The organism is Pseudomonas sp. C321 (assembly GCF_055407105.1).
Genome location: NZ_JBUZRB010000002.1, coordinates 371,423 through 391,326 on the forward strand (window position 1 = coordinate 371,423; position 19,904 = coordinate 391,326).

General features: G+C 60.1%; 19 protein-coding genes. 11 read left to right on the plus strand and 8 right to left on the minus strand.

Annotated elements, in window-relative coordinates:
- The first annotated feature begins 90 nt into the window (after positions 1-90).
- From ACZRJ6_RS07690 to ppx, 5 genes are all read left to right on the plus strand, one after another.
- Complete coding sequence (locus tag ACZRJ6_RS07690) at positions 91-876, plus strand: transporter substrate-binding domain-containing protein (RefSeq protein ID WP_463967677.1); 786 nt, start codon at positions 91-93, stop codon at positions 874-876.
- Positions 877-897: 21 nt separating this feature from the next.
- The gene (locus tag ACZRJ6_RS07695; RefSeq protein WP_463967676.1) at positions 898-1,566 is read left to right on the plus strand and encodes an amino acid ABC transporter permease; all 669 of its coding nucleotides are present in this window, start codon (positions 898-900) and stop codon (positions 1,564-1,566) included.
- Positions 1,563-2,213 carry an amino acid ABC transporter permease gene (locus ACZRJ6_RS07700; RefSeq protein ID WP_133100833.1) on the plus strand — a complete coding sequence of 217 codons (651 nt, stop codon included), beginning with the start codon at positions 1,563-1,565 and terminating at the stop codon, positions 2,211-2,213. Before ACZRJ6_RS07695 ends, ACZRJ6_RS07700 begins: the two co-directional genes overlap by 4 nt.
- The gene (locus ACZRJ6_RS07705) at positions 2,200-2,937 is read left to right on the plus strand and encodes an amino acid ABC transporter ATP-binding protein (protein WP_463967675.1); all 738 of its coding nucleotides are present in this window, start codon (positions 2,200-2,202) and stop codon (positions 2,935-2,937) included. The genes ACZRJ6_RS07700 and ACZRJ6_RS07705 overlap by 14 nt, the downstream gene beginning before the upstream one ends.
- Positions 2,938-3,025: 88 nt before the next feature.
- Positions 3,026-4,528 carry an exopolyphosphatase gene (gene ppx / locus ACZRJ6_RS07710; RefSeq protein WP_463967674.1) on the plus strand — a complete coding sequence of 501 codons (1,503 nt, stop codon included), beginning with the start codon at positions 3,026-3,028 and terminating at the stop codon, positions 4,526-4,528.
- Positions 4,529-4,629: 101 nt separating this feature from the next.
- Here the strand turns inward: ppx and ppk1 are convergent, their stop codons facing one another.
- Positions 4,630-6,855: a polyphosphate kinase 1 gene (gene ppk1, locus ACZRJ6_RS07715; RefSeq protein ID WP_463967673.1), complete on the minus strand. Its 2,226-nt coding sequence runs from the start codon at positions 6,853-6,855 to the stop codon at positions 4,630-4,632.
- 18 nt (positions 6,856-6,873) lie between these two features.
- Positions 6,874-7,887 carry a porphobilinogen synthase gene (hemB, locus tag ACZRJ6_RS07720; protein ID WP_463967672.1) on the minus strand — a complete coding sequence of 338 codons (1,014 nt, stop codon included), beginning with the start codon at positions 7,885-7,887 and terminating at the stop codon, positions 6,874-6,876.
- A 207-nt stretch (positions 7,888-8,094) separates the two neighbouring features.
- Between hemB and ACZRJ6_RS07725 the strand changes: the two genes are divergently transcribed.
- Positions 8,095-8,742 (plus strand): VTT domain-containing protein, encoded by a 648-nt coding sequence (locus ACZRJ6_RS07725; RefSeq protein WP_133100828.1) that lies wholly within the window; start codon positions 8,095-8,097, stop codon positions 8,740-8,742.
- Here the strand turns inward: ACZRJ6_RS07725 and ACZRJ6_RS07730 are convergent.
- The gene (locus ACZRJ6_RS07730; protein ID WP_463967671.1) at positions 8,723-9,958 is read right to left on the minus strand and encodes a sterol desaturase family protein; all 1,236 of its coding nucleotides are present in this window, start codon (positions 9,956-9,958) and stop codon (positions 8,723-8,725) included. The genes ACZRJ6_RS07725 and ACZRJ6_RS07730 overlap by 20 nt on opposite strands.
- A 115-nt stretch (positions 9,959-10,073) precedes the next feature.
- On the opposite strand from ACZRJ6_RS07730, the gene elbB reads away from it, so the two are divergent.
- Positions 10,074-10,739 (plus strand): isoprenoid biosynthesis glyoxalase ElbB, encoded by a 666-nt coding sequence (elbB, locus tag ACZRJ6_RS07735; RefSeq protein ID WP_463967670.1) that lies wholly within the window; start codon positions 10,074-10,076, stop codon positions 10,737-10,739.
- Here elbB and ACZRJ6_RS07740 read toward each other — a convergent pair.
- Both ACZRJ6_RS07740 and ACZRJ6_RS07745 read right to left on the minus strand, forming a co-directional pair.
- The gene (locus tag ACZRJ6_RS07740) at positions 10,736-11,191 is read right to left on the minus strand and encodes a YaiI/YqxD family protein (protein ID WP_133100825.1); all 456 of its coding nucleotides are present in this window, start codon (positions 11,189-11,191) and stop codon (positions 10,736-10,738) included. The two genes, elbB and ACZRJ6_RS07740, sit on opposite strands and share 4 nt — an antisense overlap.
- A 16-nt stretch (positions 11,192-11,207) precedes the next feature.
- Positions 11,208-13,103, minus strand: a complete 1,896-nt coding sequence (locus ACZRJ6_RS07745; protein ID WP_463967669.1) for an FTR1 family protein — start codon at positions 13,101-13,103, stop codon at positions 11,208-11,210.
- Positions 13,104-13,418: 315 nt separating this feature from the next.
- On the opposite strand from ACZRJ6_RS07745, the gene ACZRJ6_RS07750 reads away from it, so the two are divergent.
- Genes ACZRJ6_RS07750 through ACZRJ6_RS07765 form a run of 4 tightly spaced genes read left to right on the plus strand, consistent with a single transcriptional unit; the run spans position 13,419 to position 16,565 of the window.
- Complete coding sequence (locus ACZRJ6_RS07750) at positions 13,419-14,816, plus strand: COG3014 family protein (RefSeq protein WP_463967668.1); 1,398 nt, start codon at positions 13,419-13,421, stop codon at positions 14,814-14,816.
- Positions 14,817-14,826: 10 nt separating this feature from the next.
- Positions 14,827-15,195 carry a YcfL family putative periplasmic lipoprotein gene (locus ACZRJ6_RS07755; protein ID WP_133100822.1) on the plus strand — a complete coding sequence of 123 codons (369 nt, stop codon included), beginning with the start codon at positions 14,827-14,829 and terminating at the stop codon, positions 15,193-15,195.
- A gap of 35 nt (positions 15,196-15,230) precedes the next feature.
- A complete protein-coding gene (lpoB, locus tag ACZRJ6_RS07760; protein WP_463967667.1) occupies positions 15,231-15,818 on the plus strand; it encodes a penicillin-binding protein activator LpoB in 588 nt (195 codons plus the stop codon).
- Between the two features lie 3 nt (positions 15,819-15,821).
- Entirely contained in the window at positions 15,822-16,565 is a 744-nt protein-coding gene (locus ACZRJ6_RS07765) for a penicillin-binding protein activator LpoB (RefSeq protein WP_463967666.1), read from the plus strand.
- A 120-nt stretch (positions 16,566-16,685) separates the two neighbouring features.
- Here the strand turns inward: ACZRJ6_RS07765 and ACZRJ6_RS07770 are convergent, their stop codons facing one another.
- The 3 genes from ACZRJ6_RS07770 to ACZRJ6_RS07780 all read right to left on the minus strand — a co-directional run bounded on the left by ACZRJ6_RS07770 (position 16,686) and on the right by ACZRJ6_RS07780 (position 19,887).
- Entirely contained in the window at positions 16,686-17,318 is a 633-nt protein-coding gene (locus ACZRJ6_RS07770) for a LysE family transporter (RefSeq protein ID WP_463967665.1), read from the minus strand.
- 92 nt (positions 17,319-17,410) lie between these two features.
- The gene (locus tag ACZRJ6_RS07775) at positions 17,411-17,977 is read right to left on the minus strand and encodes a mechanosensitive ion channel domain-containing protein (protein WP_463967664.1); all 567 of its coding nucleotides are present in this window, start codon (positions 17,975-17,977) and stop codon (positions 17,411-17,413) included.
- Positions 17,977-19,887, minus strand: a complete 1,911-nt coding sequence (locus ACZRJ6_RS07780) for an ATP-binding cassette domain-containing protein (RefSeq protein WP_463967663.1) — start codon at positions 19,885-19,887, stop codon at positions 17,977-17,979. The genes ACZRJ6_RS07775 and ACZRJ6_RS07780 overlap by 1 nt, the downstream gene beginning before the upstream one ends.
- Positions 19,888-19,904: the final 17 nt, after the last annotated feature.

Consider the following 19,904-nt stretch of genomic DNA (forward strand, 5'->3'; position numbering starts at 1 on the left):
ACCGGTCTTGCAGCCGATCTAGGCAGTGATGGCATGGGCTGTGCACTGGCAGAAACCAGAAAATCCCTTCGCCCTTTTCGGAGAGTTGCCATGACCAAGCGTTGCAGCGTCCTGCTCACTGCCCTGTTTGCCAGCCTGATGCTGAGCCAGGCGCCCGCACAGGCTGACAGCCTGGACGATATCGTTGCCCGTGGCACCCTCAAGGTCGCCGTGCCTCAGGACTTCCCGCCGTTTGGTTCGGTAGGACCCGACATGAAGCCTCGCGGCCTGGATATCGACACCGCAAAACTGTTGGCCGACCAGCTCAAGGTCAAGCTGGAACTGACCCCAGTCAACAGCACCAATCGCATTCCGTTCCTGACCACCGGCAAGGTCGACCTAGTGATTTCCAGCCTGGGCAAGAATCCGGAGCGGGAAAAAGTCATCGACTTCTCCAAGGCTTATGCGCCGTTCTACCTGGCGGTCTTCGGTCCGCCTGACGCTGCGATCAGCACCCTCGACGACCTCAAGGGCAAAACCATCAGCGTGACCCGTGGCGCCATCGAAGACATCGAGCTGACCGCCGTCGCGCCCAAAGAAGCCACCATCAAGCGCTTTGAAGACAACAACTCAACCATCGCCGCCTACCTCGCAGGCCAGGTGGACCTGATCGCCAGCGGCAACGTGGTCATGGTGGCCATCAGCGCGCGCAATCCCAAGCGCGTGCCGGCACTGAAAGTGAAGCTCAAGGACTCGCCGGTCTACGTGGGCGTGAACAAGAACGAGCCAGCGCTGCTGGACAAGGTCAACCAGATCCTGGTCGCGGCCAAGGCCGACGGCAGCCTGGAAAAGAACGCAAAACTGTGGCTCAAAGAGCCGCTGCCAGCTGATCTCTAATCGCTGCGAAGAGGGTTAGATATGGCCTATCAATTCGACTTTGTGCCAGTCCTGGCCAATACCGATCTGTTGCTGCGCGGTGCGCTGTTCACACTTGAGCTGACCGCCATCGGCGCGGTGCTGGGCGTGGCCCTGGGGATCGTCGGGGCGGTGGTGAGGGCGTGGAAGATCCAGCCGTTTTGCTGGATCTTCGGGGTGTATGTCGAGTTGATCCGCAACACGCCGTTCCTGGTGCAGTTGTTTTTCATCTTCTTCGGTTTGCCCTCCCTCGGCCTGCAGATTTCCGAATGGCAGGCGGCTGTGCTGGCGATGGTGATCAACCTGGGGGCCTACTCCACGGAGATTATCCGTGCAGGCATCCAGGCCATTCCTCGCGGACAGCTGGAAGCCGCGGCGGCGCTGGCGATGACCCGCTTCGAGGCGTTCCGCCATGTGGTGCTGCTGCCGGCGCTGGGCAAGGTCTGGCCCGCCCTGAGCAGCCAGATCATTATCGTGATGCTCGGCTCGGCAGTCTGTTCACAAATCGCCACTGAGGAGTTGAGCTTTGCCGCCAATTTTATCCAGTCGCGCAACTTCCGCGCGTTTGAAACCTATGCCCTGACCACCCTGGTCTACCTGTGCATGGCGTTGATGATCCGTCAGTTGCTCAATTGGATCGGCCGCCGCTATGTGATGAGAAACAGTCAATGAGTGATTTTTCCTTCTGGGACATCGTGCGCAACCTGCTCACCGGCCTGCAATGGACCCTGCTGCTGTCGCTGGTAGCGTTTATCGGTGGCGGCCTGATCGGTTTGCTGGTGATGACGATGCGCATCAGCACCAAGGCGTTCCCACGCAACGTCGCGCGGACTTACATCGAACTGTTCCAGGGCACGCCGCTGTTGATGCAGCTGTTTTTGGTGTTCTTCGGCGTGGCCCTGCTGGGGATTGATATCTCACCCTGGCTGGCGGCCGCGATTGCCTTGACCCTGTTTACCAGCGCCTACCTGGCGGAGATCTGGCGTGGCTGCGTCGAATCCATCGTCCACGGGCAATGGGAAGCGTCGGCGAGCCTGGCCCTCAACCCGTATGAGCAACTGCGCTACGTAATCCTGCCCCAAGCCCTGCGCATCGCCGTGGCGCCCACCGTAGGTTTCTCGGTGCAGGTGGTCAAAGGCACCGCCGTGACCTCGATCATCGGCTTCACCGAACTGACCAAGACCGGCGGCATGCTCGCCAATGCCACCTTCGAACCCTTCATGGTCTATGGCCTGGTGGCGCTGGGTTACTTCCTGCTCTGCTACCCCTTGTCCCTTAGTGCGCGCTACCTGGAAAGGAGACTGCATGCCTCTGCTTAGAATTTCTGCCCTGCATAAGTATTACGGCGATCACCATGTGCTCAAGGGCATCGACCTGACGATCGAAGAAGGCCAGGTGGTCGCGATCATCGGCCGCAGCGGCTCGGGAAAATCCACTTTGCTGCGCACCCTCAACGGCCTGGAGTCGATCAACGATGGCGTGATCGAGGTCGATGGCGAATACCTCGACGCCGCCCGTGCCGACCTGCGCAGCCTGCGGCAGAAAGTCGGCATGGTATTCCAGCAGTTCAACCTGTTCCCCCATCTGACGGTGGGTGAAAACGTCATGCTCGCGCCGCAGGTGGTGCAGAAAGTGCCCAAGGCCAAGGCCGCACAGCTGGCGAGGCAGATGCTGGAACGGGTTGGGTTGGGGGAGAAGTTCGATGCTTTCCCCGATCGCCTGTCCGGCGGCCAGCAACAGCGTGTGGCCATCGCCCGTGCGCTGGCAATGTCGCCCAAGGTGTTGCTGTGCGACGAAATCACCTCGGCGCTGGACCCGGAGCTGGTCAACGAAGTGCTCAGCGTGGTCCGTCAACTGGCCAAGGACGGCATGACCCTGATCATGGTCACCCACGAGATGCGTTTTGCCCGGGAGGTGGGTGACAAACTGGTGTTCATGCACCAGGGCAAGGTGCACGAAGTCGGCGACCCGAGGGTGCTGTTTGCTAACCCGCAGACAGCTGAACTGGCCAACTTCATCGGTTCGGTGGAACAGCCGGGCTGACCAGCTCAAAATTCCCAAGGCACTACGCGTTGGCGTCAGCGTTTGATCGTGGCACGATGGCGAGGTTATCGACCGAGATCCCCTACCCATGCCGCAATCCCAAGCCAAGAATCTGTCCCTGATCGCCGCCATCGACCTGGGCTCCAACAGCTTTCACATGGTCGTGGCCAAGGCCCAGAACGGCGAGATCCGTATCCTTGAGCGGCTCGGTGAAAAGGTGCAACTGGCTGCAGGGATCGACGAAGAGCGCAAGCTCAACGAAGAATCCATGCAGCGCGGGCTCGATTGCCTCAAGCGCTTTGCCCAACTGATCAACGGCATGCCTCAGGGCGCCGTGCGAATTGTCGGCACCAACGCCCTCAGGGAAGCCCGTAACCGTGGCGAATTCATCCGTCGCGCCGAAGAAATCCTGGGGCATCCGGTAGAAGTCATTTCCGGTCGTGAAGAAGCACGCCTGATTTACCTCGGTGTATCCCACACCCTGGCCGACACCCCTGGCAAGCGCCTGGTGGCGGACATCGGCGGCGGCAGTACCGAGTTCATCATCGGCCAACGCTTTGAACCCTTGCTGCGCGAAAGCCTGCAGATGGGTTGCGTCAGCTACACCCAGCGTTATTTCAAGGACGGCAAGATCACCCCGGCCCGCTATGCCCAGGCGTATACGGCGGCGCGGCTGGAGATCATGAGCATCGAGCATGCCCTGCATCGCCTGACCTGGGATGAAGCCATCGGCTCATCCGGCACCGTCCGCGCCATTGGCCTGGCCCTGAAGGCCGGCGGCCACGGCACCGGCGAGGTCAATGCCGAAGGCCTGGCCTGGCTCAAGCGCAAGATTTTCAAATTGGGCGACGCCGAAAAAATCGACTTCGACGGCATCAAGCCTGACCGCCGGGCGATTTTCCCCGCCGGCCTGGCGATCCTCGAAGCGATTTTCGACGCCCTTGAACTGCAACGCATGGATCACTGTGATGGCGCCCTGCGCGAAGGTGTGCTCTACGACCTGCTGGGCCGCCATCACCACGAAGACGTCCGTGAACGTACCCTGGGCTCCCTGATGGAGCGTTACCACGTCGACCTCAAACAAGCGGAGCGAGTCGAGCGCAAGGCGCTGCATGCCTTTGACCAGGTGGCCGAGGATTGGGACCTGGCAGACGGCGTCTGGCGTGAGTTACTGGGCTGGGCGGCCAAAGTTCATGAAGTGGGCCTGGACATCGCCCACTATCATTACCACAAGCACGGCGCCTACCTGATCGAACACTCGGACCTGGCCGGTTTCTCCCGGGAAGACCAGCAAATGCTTGCGCTCCTGGTACGCGGCCATCGCCGCAATATCCCAAAGGACAAGTTCGCCGAGTTCGGTGCCGAGGGCATTAAGCTGATTCGCCTGTGCGCCCTGCTGCGGTTTGCAATTTTATTCCACCACATTCGTGGCACCCAGGAAATGCCTCAGGTCACCCTGCGCGCGCACGGTGACAGCCTCGATGTGGTGTTCCCGAAAAACTGGCTTAACGAAAACCAACTGACCCAGGCGGATTTCGCCCAGGAAGCGGAATGGCTGACGCGAGTTGGGTTTAGCCTGAACGTGCGTTGATCTGTGGCGAGGGGCTTGCTCCCTCGCCACATTGAGAGTTACCCGTCCCAATCAAAAACGGCCCTCGAAAGGGCCGTTTTTTTGTCAGGTTTAAAAGAGTCTCAACGAACGTTCAACACCGGGCTGCCCAACCGCTCCAGCAACGTCGCCTGGGCACTGCGTGGGTTCTGGTTGCCGGTTGGCGTGTTGCGCACGTAGCGACCGTCCGACTGCAGGCTCCAGCTGTGGGTGTTATCGGTGAGATAACTCTCCAGTTCCTTCTTGACCCGCATGATCAGCTTCTTGCCTTCCACCGGGAAGCAAGTCTCCACACGTTTGTCGAGGTTGCGCTCCATCCAGTCGGCACTGGAGAGGAACATCTGCTCCTCGCCACCGTTGAGAAAGTAGAACACCCGCGTGTGCTCCAGGAAGCGGCCGATGATCGAACGCACATGGATGTTATGGGAGACCCCGGCGATGCCCGGCCGCAGGCAGCACATGCCACGCACCACCAAGTCGATGCGCACGCCAGACTGGCTTGCCTTGTACAGCGCGCGGATGATCTTCGGATCCGTCAGCGAGTTGAACTTGGCGATGATGTGTGCCGACTTGCCGTCGAGGGCGAACTGGGTTTCCCGGGCAATCATGTCGAGCATGCCCTTTTTCAGGGTGAACGGCGCGTGCAGCAGCTTCTTCATGCGCAACGTCTTACCCATGCCGATCAACTGGCTAAACAGTTTGCCGACGTCTTCGCACAATGCATCGTCGGAGGTCAGCAGGCTGTAGTCGGTGTAGAGCTTGGCGTTACCGGCGTGGTAGTTACCGGTGCCCAAGTGGGCGTAACGCACGATTTCGCCGGCTTCACGGCGCAGGATCAGCATCATCTTGGCGTGGGTCTTGAAGCCGACCACGCCGTAGATCACCACCGCACCGGCCGCTTGCAGACGGCTGGCCAGTTGCAGGTTGGATTCTTCATCGAAGCGCGCGCGCAATTCGATCACCACAGTGACTTCCTTGCCGTTACGCGCGGCGTCCACCAGCGCATCGACGATTTCCGAGTTGGCGCCGCTGCGATACAGGGTCTGGCGCACCGCCAACACATGCGGGTCCTTGGCAGCCTGGCGCAGCAAGTCGACCACCGGGGTGAACGACTCAAAGGGGTGCAGCAGCAAGATGTCTTGCTTGCTGACCATGCTGAAAATGTTCTCGCTGTTTTGCAGCAGTTTCGGGATCTGCGGGGTAAAGGGGATGTATTGCAGCTCCGGATGGCTGTCCAGGCTGGTGATGCTGAACAGGCGCGTCAGGTTCACCGGGCCGTTGACCTGATACAACTCGGTCTCGGCGAGGTTGAACTGCTTGAGCAAATAGTCGGACAGGGGCTTGGGACAGGTGTCCACCACTTCCAGGCGCACTGCATCGCCGTAGCGACGGGAGAACAATTCGCCGCGCAAGGCGCGGGCCAGGTCTTCGACGTCTTCGGTGTCTACCGCAAGGTCCGCGTTACGGGTCAGGCGGAACTGGTAGCAGCCCTTGACCTTCATGCCCTGGAACAGGTCATCGGCGTGGGCGTGGATCATCGACGAAAGGAATACATAGTTATCGCCAGCGCCCCCAACCTCTTCGGGTACCTTGATGATGCGCGGCAACAGACGCGGGGCCGGAATGATCGCCAGGCCCGAATCGCGACCGAAGGCGTCGATACCTTCCAGCTCAACAATGAAGTTCAGGCTCTTGTTCACCAGCAGCGGGAACGGGTGCGTCGGGTCCAGGCCGATCGGGGTGATGATCGGTGAGATCTCGTCACGGAAATAGCGACGCACCCAAGCCTTGAGCTTGACGGTCCAGTTGCGGCGACGAATGAAGCGGACCTGATGTTTTTCCAGTTCCGGCAACAGGATGTCGTTGAGGATGGCGTATTGACGATCAACATGACCGTGCACCAACTCGCTGATGCGGGCCAAGGCCTGGTGCGGTTGCAGGCCATCGGCACCGGCCTGTTCGCGGGCGAAGGTGATCTGTTTCTTGAGGCCAGCGACACGAATCTCGAAGAACTCGTCCAGGTTGCTGGAGAAAATCAGCAGGAACTTCAGTCGTTCCAGCAGCGGGTAGGACTCATCCAGCGCCTGTTCCAGCACGCGAATGTTGAATTGCAGTTGCGACAGCTCGCGATGGATGTACAGGCTGCTGTCATCCAGGTTCGGAATCACGATCGCAGGCGCCACCACCACCGGCGGTTCCGCGATCACGGCAGGCGGCGCGGGCTCTTGTACCGACGGGGTTTCGGCAACTTGTTCGACCACCGGGTGAGCGTCTTTTACGGCAACTTCTGTGAGTCCTTCGGTATTCATCGAGTGTTCCTGTGAGGGCTATTTTTGCTCTCTAAGCAATTGGGCGGCACGGACGGCAAAGTAAGTCAGGATGCCATCAGCACCCGCACGTTTAAAGGCAGTCAAGGATTCAAGAATCACCCCTTCACTCAACCAACCATTCTGGATCGCGGCCATGTGCATGGCGTACTCACCGCTGACCTGATAGACAAAGGTCGGCACCTTGAATTCATCTTTGACGCGGTAAAGGATATCCAGGTACGCCATGCCAGGCTTGACCATAACCATATCGGCGCCTTCGGCCAAGTCCGCCGCCACTTCGTGCAGGGCTTCGTGGCTGTTGGCCGGGTCCATCTGGTACGAGGCCTTGTTGGCCTTGCCCAGGTTAAGCGCCGAGCCGACCGCATCGCGGAACGGGCCGTAATAGGCGCTGGCGTACTTGGCCGAGTAGGCCATGATCCGCACGTTGACGTGGTCGGCCAGCTCCAGGGCTTCGCGGATCGCCTGGATTCGACCGTCCATCATGTCCGATGGAGCAACCACCTGAGCGCCCGCCGCAGCATGGGACAGCGCTTGCTTGACCAGTGCGTCGACGGTGATGTCGTTCTGCACATAACCGCCTTCGTCCAGGATGCCATCCTGCCCATGTGTGGTGAACGGGTCCAGGGCCACGTCGGTAATCACCCCAAGCTCCGGGAAACGCTCGCGAAGGGCACGAGTGGCGCGCTGGGCGATGCCTTCGGGGTTCCAGGCTTCGGCGGCGTCCAGTGACTTGAGTTCGGATGGCGTCACCGGGAATAGCGCCAGCGCCACAATTCCCAACTCGACCCAGTGCACCGCTTCTTCAAGCAACAGATCAATGGTCAAGCGCTCGACACCCGGCATCGACGCCACCGCTTCCCGACGGTTTTCACCGTCCAGCACAAATACCGGCAGGATCAGATCATCCACCGTCAGGACGTTTTCACGAACCAGACGGCGGGAAAAATCATCACGGCGGTTGCGGCGCAGACGCGTGGCAGGGAACAAGCGATTGGCGGGAGTGAAGCTCACGGCAGACTCCTGAGCCCATGTTGACGGGCGAGCGTGACAGTTATAGGCGGCCATTATGACGAAGGAATGACAGTTGTGCTTAGCCATGCGACCTGTAGTCGCATTCGCAGTTTTTGTAGGAATTGTTCACTTCGTGACACATCTCGATACTTTCATGAATGTTCACGAAGGCGTAGGCTGCGCGTTCATTTCGCTAGCACCCAGACAATGCTCCAACAATTTCTGCATGACTTCGGCTATTTTGCCCTCTTCCTAGGCACGTTCTTCGAAGGCGAAACCATCTTGGTGCTCGCAGGCTTCCTGGCGTTCCGCGGATACATGGATATCAACCTGGTGGTGGTCGTTGCCTTTTGCGGCAGCTACGCCGGCGACCAGCTGTGGTATTTCCTGGGGCGCAAGCATGGCCGCAAACTGCTGGCACGCAAACCGCGCTGGCAACTGCTGGGTGACAAGGCGCTGGAGCATATCCGCAAGCATCCGGACATTTGGGTGTTGAGTTTCCGTTTTGTCTACGGCCTGCGCACCGTCATGCCAGTGGCCATCGGCCTGTCGGGCTATCCGCCGGGACGTTACCTGCTGCTTAACGGCATCGGTGCGGCGATCTGGGCGACTGCGCTGGGCGCTGCGGCCTACCACTTCGGCGCGGTACTCGAAGGCATGCTGGGCAGCGTCAAGAAATACGAACTGTGGGTACTGGGCGCCTTGCTGGTACTGGGCCTGGGCCTGTGGATCCGCCGCCGCATCAAGAACGCCCGCCTGATCCGGGAAGCCTGCGCGGCCGAAAAGGTGCGCCTGGCAGAAGAACAGTTGAGCGAACCGCAAACATCCAACACGCCTAAGACGCCAGTCGAGTAAGCCGGTCTCTGCAACAGTAGAGGCCGATGACGCTAAGCAAGCTGTAGCTGAGCAACCCCAGCCAGCCCAGCGAACTGGCCGGCCATAACCCGACCAGTGGCGCCAGCCACACCAACGGCACGTTCAGCGCCAGTCGCACAAGCTCAGCCTTCAATGCCCATGGGCGATTCTCCAAAGCCACGCCCAGCGTAAACAACCCCAATGCCATCGCGCTCCAGCCCAATACCAGGGCCGCAGTCGGCATGGCTTCGCCAAAATTCATCAGATAGCTGCCAAATCCTACATAAGCGGCGAATTGCAGGGCGACATAAACCTGCTGGCGCGCATCCAACGGCACCTCGAATTTGCGGAACTGGCTCAGGTCCGGCTTGGCCAGCGGGTACTTGGCCTTCACGTCCGCCGGGCGCCAACCGGTGCGCATAAACCAGATGCGTAGCTTATCCCACCTACTTTCGGTGCGCCGGGCATCGCTCCACAGCTGTGCATAAAACTGCAGGTTAGCCCACAGCGGGTTCCAACTGGCCAGCGGCGTGGTCACGCCAAAGATGACCGGCTCGTTTTCGTCTTCTTCCTGGAAGGAACCAAACAGCCGGTCCCAAATAATGAACACACCGCCGTAGTTGCGATCCATGTAGAGAGCGTTCTGCGCATGGTGAGCCCGATGATTGGACGGCGTGACGAAAAACCACTCGAACCAGCCAAGCTTAGGCACATGGCGGGTGTGGACCCAGAATTGATACAGCAGGTTGAGGGACGCTACGCTGATAAACACCACCAGCGGCACGCCGAGCACGGTCAGCGGCAGGTAGAAGATCCAGCTCAGCAGAAAGCCGGTGCTGGTCTGGCGCAAGGCGGTGGTGAGGTTGTAATCCTCGCTCTGGTGATGCACCGAATGCGCGGCCCAGAGGATGTTGCGCTCGTGGCCGCAGCGATGCAGCCAGTAGTAACAGAAGTCATAGAAGACAAAGGCGAATACCCACGTCCAGACGCTTTGGGCCGAGAGTTCGATGACTGCCAGGTGCTTGAGGGCAAACGCATAGGTCAACAGCCCCACACCTTTGGTCAGCAACCCCGTGGTGGTGGAAAGCACGCCGGTGCTGAGACTATTAATGGCGTCCGCCACCCGATAGTTGCGCTCACCGCGCCAACGGTCAGCCAGCAGCTCGACCACGATCAGCGCAATGAAAAACGGTACCGCGTAAGGAACGAAGTCCATGGGCAAGTCCGGTCAATTATTGTTACATCAAGATTAGGTGTAGCGGCTTGAGATCCCATTGGCAGCGAGTGACAAATTAGTAGACATTTAACGCCATGAATCAGGAGAAATGCCCATGAGCAAAAAGATTGCAGTGATCCTTTCCGGCTGTGGCGTGTACGACGGTGCTGAAATCCATGAAAGCGTGATCACCCTGCTGCGCCTGGACCAACGCGGCGCTCAGGTGCAGTGCTTTGCACCCAATATTGCGCAGCTGCATGTGATCAACCATCTGACTGGCGAAGAAATGCCCGAATCACGCAACGTGCTGGTGGAGTCGGCGCGCATTGCCCGGGGCCAGGTGAAGGATATTTGCGAAGCCCGCGCCGAAGAGTTTGACGCGCTGATCGTGCCCGGCGGTTTTGGCGCGGCGAAAAACCTGTCGAACTTCGCTATTGAAGGCGCCGGGTGCAGCGTCAATCCGCAGGTGCTGGAACTGGCTGAAGCCTTTGCTGAAGCGGGCAAGCCGGTGGGGCTGATCTGCATCTCGCCGGCCTTGGCGGCGAAGATCTACGGCCCTGGCGTGATCTGCACCATCGGCAACGACGCCGACACAGCGGCGGCCATGGACAAGATGGGTGCGACTCACCAGGAATGTACCGTGGATGAGATTGTCGAAGACAAGGCCCGCAAACTGGTAAGCACACCGGCTTACATGCTGGGGCAGAACATCAGTGAAGTGGCCTCAGGGATCAATAAACTGGTGGACCGCGTGCTGGAGCTGACCCACGAGAACGATTAATCGGTGCGCATCAACCGGATCAAGATCCGGTCCAGGGCATTGGCGAAGGCTTGCTTCTCCCGTTCACCGTGAGGCGGCGGACCGCCGCCCATCTGACCCTGCTCCCGCAGATCGGTGAACAGGTTGCGCACTGCCAGCCGCTCGCTCATGTTCTGCGGGCTGAACTCCTTGCCGCGGGGGTCGAGAGCAGTCACGCCGTTTTTCACCAGGCGATCCGCCAACGGCACATCGCTGCAAATCACCAGTTCGCCAGGCACCGCGTGTTCCACCAGGTAATCATCGGCGGCGTCCGGGCCGCTGGGCACGACAATCAGCTTCACGCACGAAAAACTCGGCTTGATCTGACTCTGTCCGGCCACCAGCACCACTTCAAACTGGCGCTTGAGGGCGAACTTCACCACCTGATCCTTGGCTGCCCGAGGGCAGGCGTCGGCATCGATCCAGACTCGCATGGGTATTTCCTTTTGATCAGGCCGTAGCCCGGCGCTTATCGGCCAGCCGACTGCGGCCATACAGCACCACAATCGCCAGAATTGCCACCGCCTGGGCACTCAACGAATAGGCATCAGCGTGGATGCCCAGCCAGTCGAAGTCAAAGAACGCCACCGGCCGCGTGCCAAAGACACCGGCTTCCTGCAACGCCTTGACGCCATGCCCGGCGAACACCACCGACAGTGCGCACAGCAGAGCTGCGTTGATGCCGAAAAACAACGCCAGCGGCAGTTTTGCCGAACCGCGCAAAATCACCCATGCCAGGCCCATTAACAGCACCAGCGCCGTGGCGCCGCCTGCCAGTACTGCGTTGTGCCCGGCGGGGCCTGCCTGCAGCCACAGGGTTTCATAGAACAGAATCACTTCAAACAACTCACGGTAGACCGAGAAGAACGCCAGCACCGCAAAGCCAAAACGCCCGCCGCCGCCCACCAGGCTGCTTTTGATGTAGTCCTGCCAGGCCGCCGCGTGGCGCCGGTCATGCATCCACACCCCGAGCCACAGCACCATGACGCTGGCAAACAGCGCCGTGCAGCCTTCCAGCAATTCGCGCTGGGCGCCGCTGACATCAATCACATACGCCGCCAACGCCCAGGTCGCCAAGCCAGCCACCAGCGCCAGGCCCCAACCAACGTTGACGCTGCGCACCGCCGATTGCTGGCCGGTGTTACGCAGGAACGCGAGGATCGCTGCCAGCACCAGAATCGCTTCCAACCCTTCACGCAGCAGAATCAACAAGCCGGAGATATAGCTCAACGACCAGCTCAAGCCATCGCTGCCCAACAGGCCGGCAGATTCCGTGAGCTTGCCCTTGGCCACATCCAGGCGCTGCTGGACTTGCTCGATCGGCAACCCATCCTGCAACGACTGCCGATAGGCCATCAGGGCTTTTTCGGTGTCCTTGCGCACGTTGGCGGCGACGTTGTCCAGAGAGCTTTCAACCAGCTCGAACCCTTCCAGGTAGGCAGCCACCGACAGGTCATAGGCCTGTTCGTGTTCACCGTTGCGAAAGGCGGCAAGGCTCTTGTCCAGAGTGGTCGCGGTGTAATCAAGCAACTGCGCCGGGCCTCGCTTGACCTGAGGCGGCTGCGCCCGTTGCGCACGGAAAGTGCCCGCCGCGTCCGGGCCTTCGGCGGCCAATACTTCGTTGGGGGTCTGACGAGCCAGCTCGGCAAGGTTGAAGGATTTTTCGCTTTTCGCCGCAGCCGGGTTGGCGGTGAAGCCGGCGATGTAGGTGGCCAGGTCCCAGCGCTGGCGGTCGTCCAGTTGATCGGCGAAAGACGGCATGTCAGTGCCTTCGACCCCGAGACCAAGGGTGTTGTAGATCCCGTAAAGACTCAAACGGTCCAGCCTCGCGGTATCGCGCAGGTTGGCCGGTGGCGGCGTCATGCCAACGCCCGCAGGACCGTCGCCGGCGCCTGCATCGCCGTGGCACACCGAGCACTGCTGGGCGTACAACGGCGCGCCACGCGTCGGGTCTGGAGTGATGGCCGGGGCCTGGCTGACTTCATAGGCCACCGCCAGCTTCGCGCCCAATTGGCGAGCCTGATGGGCTACCGCCTCACCATCCTGATGCCCGTTCACGGCAGCAACCAGTTGATCAACGCCTTTCACCAGTTCAGCTCGCTCGGGCTTGTCCGGTAGTTCAGCGACAAGCCCCTGCAAAACGCCAAGGAATTCCACCTGTTCACGGTATTCAGAATCATCGATAACCTTGCCCGCCTCCACCGTCGGCGGGTAATCGGCGCCGATATAGTCCAGTAGATGCAGAGCCTGAGTGGCACCCTCTGCGGTTGCAGCCAGCAGGTTGAAGCTGCACGACACCAACGCAGGCAGGAGCAGCCAGGCGAGAAAACGGGAAGGGGCAGTCATGAATGATTACCAAATGGAAATAAGAAGTAACACATTGTCGAGTGTTAGAAGGTTTGACTCAAGACGTTAGTGATTTGTCGGGTGCAATAACCCGTCATTGGGTCGATGTAGGTAGTGGCATTTTCGTTAAGCAATAGCACTGAAAAGCCATTGTTTTGCCAGTAACGGGGCCTATAATGCGGCGCCTTCGTTATCGCGAAATGGCATTTTGCTCCTCTTTTATGAGGGATTTGTGGGATAGAGGCTTCTCCTGCGATTGGTTATTCGGCCCGACCAGCACATTAGGCCGATTACGCTCAGGGAAGCAGCACTCCAATGGTATCTCGCCTCTTTACTTCGCTTGCGCTCAGCGCGGTCATCTTGCTGTCGGGCTGTTCTATGTTTCGCAGTTACGATTCGGAGTTGCAGGCTACCAATCAGCAGTTGGCCACCGGTAATATCGACGGCGCATTGACGTTGCTGGAGAAGAACAACAGCGGCGAAGACAAGGACCTTCTCTACTACTTTGAAAAAGGCGAGCTGCTTCGGGCCAAGGGTGACTTGACCGGCAGCCAGACAGCCTGGCGCAGTGCGGATTTGGCGGTCTACAAATGGGAAGAGTCGGTGAAGTTCGACACCGAGCGCTACCTGTCGCAGTTCGGCAGCTTCCTGGTCAACGATAAAGTCCGCCGCTACGAAGGCTATGACTACGAGAAAGTCATGCTGACCACGCAGATGGCGCTGAACCTGCTGGCCGTGAATAACTTCGACGGCGCCCGCACCGAAATCAAGAAAACCCACGAACGCGAAGCAGTGATCGCGGATCTGCGGGATAAGGAATACCTCAAGCGCGAAGACGAGGCTGAACGCCAGGGCGTGAGCACCCAATTCAAGGATCTGCGCGGCTACCCGGTGGAAAGCCTGAATGCACCGGAAGTGGTCGGCTTGAAGAACAGCTACCAGAGCGCCTTCAGTCATTACCTGGCTGGCTTCGTCTACGAGGCTCTGGGCGAGAAAGACCTGGCCGCGCCGGGCTATCGCAAGGCTGCTGAACTGCGCCCCAATACGCCGTTGCTGGAACAAGCGCTGCTGGATCTGGATAAATCAGCTTCCAGCGCCGATGAAAGCGACGTGCTGATCGTCGTGCAAAGCGGTTTGGCACCGGCCCGGGATTCGATTCGCCTGCCGCTGCCGATCCCCATCAACGGCAATCTGGTGATCACTCCGCTGTCGTTCCCGGTGATCAAGCCCGACACCTCCACCGCGACATTCAACCAGATCGGCGTCGACGGTCGGCAGCAGAACCTCACCGCCCTCAACAGCACCACCGCCATGTCCCGTCGTGCCCTGCGCGATGACATGCCGGGAATCATCCTGCGCACCACCGTGCGGGCAATTACCCGAGGCATAACGCAAAAAAACCTCAACGATGTTAACCCCATGGCCGGCCTGGTGCTGGGTATCGCCTCAGCGATCACCGAAGGCGCCGACACCCGCACCTGGCGCACCCTGCCAGACCTGACCCTGGTGACGCGCCTGCGCCTCAAGCACGGCGAGCATCAGGTCAGCCTGCCCAATGCCCTGGGCGGCAGCCTGGTGACGGTTAAAGCCGACCAGCGTTATCAAGTGATCACCTTGCGCGTGGTCGGCAACCAGGTGTTCGCCAGCGGTCTGGCGGCCCATGTGGTACCGAGCAACCCTTCCCAGGCTGTCGCCAGCCTCAAACAACCTTAAGGAGCACGCTATGCGTCATTTCATTTTCGGCGCCCTGGCGCTGGTCCTGCTCGCCGGCTGCGCCACGCCGCCACCGGAACCGGGCAGCGCTGCGAGCAAAATCGTGGTGATGGGCAAGTTCAAGGGCATCGCCGTGGGCGCAATCCGCGTCGCCCGGGAAAACGGCTTCATGACCGCCAAGGTGCAACTGAGCAACATCACCAGCAGCAACCAGATGATGTATTACCGCTTCGCCTGGTTAGGTGCCGATGGTTTCCCGGTGGGCGATGAAGAGACCTGGAAAGTGCTGACGCTCTACGCCAACCAGGCCACCTTCCTGCCGGCTATCGCCAACCTGCCCCAGGCTGCCGACTTCCGCCTTGAAGTAAAAACGCCGTGATCCACCCCCCTATTAAGCTTCAGAGAGACATCCCCATGCTTGCACGCTTTTCGTTCCTCGCCGTGGTCGCCGTTTTGGCCAGCGGTTGCGCCAACACCTCGCCGGTCATCGGCGGGAAAAACATCAGTTACGGCGACACCAAGGCCGTGGAACTGGTGACCAACGAGTTCGGTTCCACCGACCTGCAGATGATCGCCGAAAGCATGACCCGCTCCCTGGCCCAGTCCGGCATCCTCCACGGTCGCCCGGTGGTGCAGGTGTACGACGTGAAGAACAAGACCAGCGAATACATCGACACGCGCGAAATCACCACCTCGATCAAGACCCAGTTGATGAAGACCGGCACCGCGCGTTTTGCCAGCGACAACACCGACATGCAAAGCCAGGTCGACCAGCTCAAGCTGCAAAACCAGAGCGGCCTGTACAAGAAGGCCACGGTCAACAAGACCGGTAACATGATCGCCGCCAAGTACCGGCTGGAAGGCTCCATCAGCTCCATCGTCAAGCGCAGCGCTGACTACAAGGACGTGTTCTACAAGTTCAGCCTTCAGCTGATCGACGTCGAAAGCGGCCTGGCCGAATGGATGGACGAAAAAGAAATCCGCAAGACCACGGAGCGCTAAGCAATGCGTGCATGGATCGGCATAATCGGCCTGCTGTGCGCCTTTGGCGCCTCGGCCGCACCCAAGATCGCAGTCACTGACCTGGCCTACGAGGCACGAGTGGAGGAGTACATCCACGCGGTCTCGGCCAACAACAACTTCCAGGCCAGCGCCTACAACGCCAGTGGTTCGTCGAGCTACAGCGAGTTCGAAAGCCGCAACAGCTACATCGAACAGACCGAGTTGCGTAAATTCACGGGCGACATCAAGGGCGAGATCCTCAAGTCGCGGCAGTTTCAGTTGGTACAGGGCACGCCCTATACCGCTGATGCCAAGGGCGACGTCTACGACGTGATCAAGCGCATCAAGGCGGGCAACTTCAAGGGCGCCGACTACGTGCTGTTCGGCACCTTGTCGGACATCGACTTCACCCAGGACATCAACGCCCTGGACAACACCAACAGCTACTCGGCGATCCTGGGCCTGACCCTGGTGGCCGATTTCAGCCTGATCAACACCCGCACCCTTGAGATCACCTCGGCGTTTACCGCCATGGGCGAGGGACAGGACACCAAGCTGGTGAACAGTCGCGACGTCAAAGTCAGCCTGAGCCGGCCACGGGTAGTGCGCGAAGTGTCGAAGGCGTTGGGGGAAGATGTAGCGCGCCAGTTGCAGGAGCAACTGGGTAGCGGCTATCAGGAGCAACCTGGACAGCCTGCATTGCGCAATAACTTGCCACGAGATGAAGCGCCGAAAATTCTGCGCTGATACACAAATCAAATGTGGGAGCTGGCTTGCCTGCGATGCAAACGCCTCAGTGTATCAGTTACACCGTGGTGATGCTATCGCAGGCAAGCCAGCTCCCACATTTTTATTCGGCTTCTTCCGTCAGGCCGTTGTGCGATGCAGGCTGGCGAGGAAACCCGCCGCGCCCACAAACAACCCGGCAAACGTACGGTTCATACGTTTCTGTTGTTTGGGCGTGCGCAACAACCGCAACACTTTCGACGCCAGCCCCGTGTAGCCCGCCATCACAATCATATCCACGCAGATCATCGTCGCGCCCAAGATCAGGTACTGAATCAGCAGCGGAGCCTGCGGGTTCACGAACTGCGGCAGCACCGCCAGCATGAACACCAGAGCCTTGGGGTTGCTGGCATTTACCAGGAAGCCACGAAACATCATCGCCAACGGCTTGCCGATGGGGCGAACCGCTGCGTCATCGGTCAGGTCGGCCGGCAGTGCGCGCCATTGCTTGATGGCCAGGTATACGAGGTAGGCCACGCCAAACCATTTGATTGCGTAGAAGGCAGTGGACGATGTGGCGAGAATCGCGCCCAGGCCGCCGGCAACCACGGCAATCTGCATTGCCAGGCCCAGTTGCAGGCCCAGGGCGTTCCAGTAGCCGCGCAGGAAACCGTATTGCAGGCCACTGGACATCGAGGCGATGGCGCCCGCGCCAGGAGAGAGACTGATGATCCAACTGGCCAGGAAAAAGGCCAGCCATGTGTCGAGCGCCATTACACACCTCGGGGAGAGTTTGCTGAATATTTCTTAAACTAACCCCGGCACCCGAACAATGGCTACAGTTTTTTCTGTAGGAGCGCTCACGCCTACAAAGGTGTTACATCGGTGCCGCGCCAACGGCGCACCGAGCGCTGGAAGAACAGGCTGTTGGGCACTTGCACCATGACGCTGCCGGTCCCCGCCTCCTCCACTTCAATCAGCGTGGTGTAGAGCAGGTTGATCGCCACCACTCGTCCTTTGACGCCCGGTTTGTCGACGGTGTCCACCAACTCGACCACATCTCCGAGGCGAAACGGCCCAACGGTGAAGATCAAAATGGCGCAGAGCAGGTTGGACAGCACCGACCATATGGCGAAGAACGCTACCGCTGCCACGGCGACAAAACCCGACAGCGCAGTCCACAGCACCGTGGCAGAAACGCCGAGGCGCTCCAGTACAAAGATCAGCGCACTGCCCATGATCAGCCAGCGCAGGCCGCCGCGCAGGGGCATCAACAGTTGCGGCGGGAACGGATAATGCTCGCCCAGACGGGTCAGGCACCTGGCGACAAAACGCTGGGTAAGGTAGCCGGCCAGCAGGATCAGCAGGATTTGCACGCCGACCCATATAGGCTCGACCCATTGCGGCGGCAGCGGTAGGTGCAACGCTTCCATCAGGACAGCGCCTCCAGCTCTGCTTGCAGGCTTTCCAGCAGTTCGAGGGATTCCATCCAGGTTTCTTCCAATTGCGCTTCACGCACCTTGAGCTTGGCCTGTTCGGCCAGCAGGTCGCGCAACTCGTCCTTGCGCGCAGGTTCGTACACGGCGCTGTCACCGAGACTGGTTTCGATCTTCGCCAGCTTCTCGTGGACCTTGCCCAACTCGGCTTCCAGCTTGTCGGCTTCGCGCTTGTGGGGTGCCAGTTGCTGACGCAGCGCGGCGGCGGCCTGGCGCTGGGCCTTCTTGTCGGTTTTGTCGGGATTGATCGGAGTGTTGCTGGCCGGCGCGTGGCGTAGACGATAGTCCGTCAGCCAGCGGGCATAGTCTTCCAGGTCTCCGTCGAACTCTTCAACCTTGCCATCGGCCACCAGCAGGAAATTATCGGTGGTGCTCTTGAGCAAGTGCCGATCGTGAGACACCACCAGCACGGCGCCGGTGAACTCCTGCAGGGCCATGGTCAGCGCCAGGCGCATTTCCAGGTCCAGGTGGTTAGTCGGCTCATCGAGCAGCAACAGGTTCGGCCGGCCCCAGGCGATCAACGCCAGGGCCAGACGAGCTTTTTCGCCGCCGGAAAAATTCAGCACCGGCTCGTCGATGCGCGCGCCACGGAAGTCAAACCCGCCGAGGAAGTCGCGCAGGACCTGCTCCCGTTCGGTGGGCGCCAGGCGCTGCAAGTGCAACAACGGGCTGGCCTTGGAGTCGAGAGAGTCCAACTGATGCTGGGCGAAGTAGCCCACCACCAGGTTCTCGCCACGCACCAGGCGGCCGGCCAGGGGTTGCAGATCGCCGGAAAGGTTTTTGATCAGCGTGGACTTGCCCGCACCGTTGGGGCCGAGCAAACCGATCCGCGCGCCCGGCGCGAGTTGCAGCTTGACCTTCTCCAGGATGGTTTTATCACCGTAGCCCAGGCGAGCATCGGACAGGTCGAGCAAGGGGCTGGAGATTTTCAGCGACTCGCGGAACACAAAGTCGAACGGTGAATCGACGTGGGCCGCCGACAGTTCTTCCATGCGTTCCAGGGCCTTGATCCGGCTCTGGGCCTGACGGGCCTTGGTGGCCTGGGCCTTGAACCGGGCGATGTAGCTTTCCATGTGCGCCCGTTGCACCTGTTGCTTCTCGTAGGCTTGTTGCTGTTGGGCAAGGCGTTCGGCACGGGCACGCTCGAACGCGCTGTAACCACCGCGATAGAGGGTGATTTTTTTCTGTTCGATGTGGGCAATGTTGTCGACCACGGCGTCGAGGAAGTCCCGGTCGTGGGAAATCAGCAACAGAGTGCCCGTGTAAGCTTTTAGAAAGTCTTCCAGCCACAGAATCGCATCAAGATCCAAGTGGTTGGTCGGTTCATCGAGCAGCAGCAAGTCCGAGGGACACATCAGCGCTTGGGCCAGGTTAAGGCGCATGCGCCAGCCACCGGAGAAGTCCGCGACCGGGCGATCCATTTGTTCGTTGGTGAATCCGAGGCCAGCCAGCATCTTGCGGGCGCGGGCGTCGGCGGTGTAACCATCGGCGCTGTCCAACTCGGCATGCAGGCGGGCCTGTGCGGCGCCGTCCTGGGACTTCTCGGCCTCAGCCAGGTCGTGTTGCACCTGGCGCAGGCGCAGGTCGCCATCGAGCACGTAGTCGATCGCGATGCGGTCCAGGGTGTCGATCTCCTGGCGCATATGGGCGATTCGCCAGTCGGCCGGCAGCAGACAATCCCCAGAATCGGGAGTCATCTCGCCCAGCAACAAGGCAAACAACGTGGATTTGCCGGCGCCGTTGGCACCGATCAGGCCGGCTTTGTGACCGGCGTGCAGGATTAGCTCGGCGTCTTCAAGAAGACGTTGCGGGCCACGCTGTAATGTTAGGCTTTGAAGTCGGATCATAATGGCGGCGGAGTCTA